The organism is Nibrella viscosa (assembly GCF_039541875.1).
Classification (GTDB): domain Bacteria; phylum Bacteroidota; class Bacteroidia; order Cytophagales; family Spirosomataceae; genus Nibrella; species Nibrella viscosa.
In genome coordinates this window covers 1-1,313 of sequence record NZ_BAABHB010000037.1, presented here as the reverse complement: position 1 = coordinate 1,313, position 1,313 = coordinate 1, and the positions used below count along the sequence as shown (strand labels likewise).

The 1,313-nt window shown below is 49.7% G+C and carries 2 protein-coding genes; both read right to left on the bottom strand.

Annotated elements, in window-relative coordinates; all coding sequences use genetic code 11:
* Positions 1 to 12 precede the first annotated feature (12 nt).
* Complete coding sequence (locus tag ABD931_RS29065; RefSeq protein WP_345271639.1) at positions 13 to 933, bottom strand: IS3 family transposase; 921 nt, start codon at positions 931 to 933, stop codon at positions 13 to 15.
* A complete protein-coding gene (locus ABD931_RS29060; RefSeq protein ID WP_345271638.1) occupies positions 933 to 1,247 on the bottom strand; it encodes a transposase in 315 nt (104 codons plus the stop codon). The genes ABD931_RS29065 and ABD931_RS29060 overlap by 1 nt, the downstream gene beginning before the upstream one ends.
* Positions 1,248 to 1,313 lie beyond the last annotated feature (66 nt).

Sequence of the window (1,313 nt, the reverse complement as noted above, 5' to 3'; positions counted from 1 at the left end):
TGGTTTAGCCCCCTATAAGTTGGACACAGATTCTATTATTACGGATTTTATTTTGAGTCTAGGCAGCCTTATGCCCTGCTTCGATAAGAAACTGGCCGGACATTGATACCCCAGTCCCGAATGTAAGCGTTCGTGGTTGTAAAAGTCAACAAAACGCTCGATCGTTTGGTCGGCCTCCGCCAAACTGGCAAACTCATACCGGCGACAGATTACGTGTTCGACAATGCTATGGTAAGACTCGATATGCCCATTGTCCTGGGGTGTGGCCACATGACTGAACTCCTGGTCAATGTGCATCTGCTGTAAGTACTCCCGAACCAACTTGGCCTCAAACTGGCTACCATTGTCGTTGCGCAGTGTCACTTTCAGGGGAAAGCAATACTGCTGTAAGACCTGCTTGATGAGCCCAACCACATCATGTTTGGTGATAGAGAACTGGAACTTGAAGCCTACTATAGCCCGGCTCAGCACATCCACAATGGAAATTAACAGGGCATTACGGCCCTGCCCGGCCACATAGATGTACTTCAAATCCGTTTCCAAATGCTCAAAAGGCTTTACGGGTTTAGGGACTCGGTACTGCACAAAGTGCTTGCCCGCCCGGTCGCGATAGAGCCGGCTCAGCAAGAGTCGATGCTCTTTCAGGAGCCGATAAACTTTTTTGCGGTTGATGGCGTAGCCCTGCTGACGCAGCCAATGAGTGGTCTTGATATAGCCGTAGTCGACAAACTCCTGGTGAAACAACGCTTTGATGAGAGCTACTACTTCCTCGTCGGTGACAAATACGCCAGCCGGAGCAAATAAGGTGTACCCTAGGGGAGAACACCCCTTTTTGCCCACAGTTGGTCGGTAGTAGAACACACTGGGAGCTAGCCCTAGCTGAGCTAGCACAAAGCGGACAGGTGTTCCTTGCTGAGTGAAGGTGCTGGCCACTAGGAGCTTAGTTTGGGTCGGGATAGGCTTTTTTTTAGCAGTTCATCCTTAATCTGCAAGGCCAATTCCTTTTCAGCCAGCAGTTGCTTCAGGCGTAGATTCTCCACTTGAAGGCGCTTGAGTTCGGGATTGGTTTTCTGATAAGGGTTGGCTAAAGCCTCTTTGCCCTGAGTCTGTAGCTTCTCCCGCCACTGGTAGAAGGTATTGGAGTAAATGCCGTGTTTGCGAATGGTGGCCGTGACTCCGGCCTGTTCAGCTTCCTGAAGGATAGCCAGCTTCTCGTCGGCGGTCCAGGTTTTTCGTTTTTTGCTCATGATTGCTACAAAGTTAAAAGTGATACTTTGTAGAATCTATGTCCAGCTATTTAGGGGGCTAAGACA

What these genes read in the sequence shown, in the direction of transcription:
- ABD931_RS29060 (WP_345271638.1), bottom strand. Translation starts at nt 1,247, where the DNA reads ATGAGCAAAAAACGAAAAACCTGGACCGCCGACGAGAAGCTGGCTATC.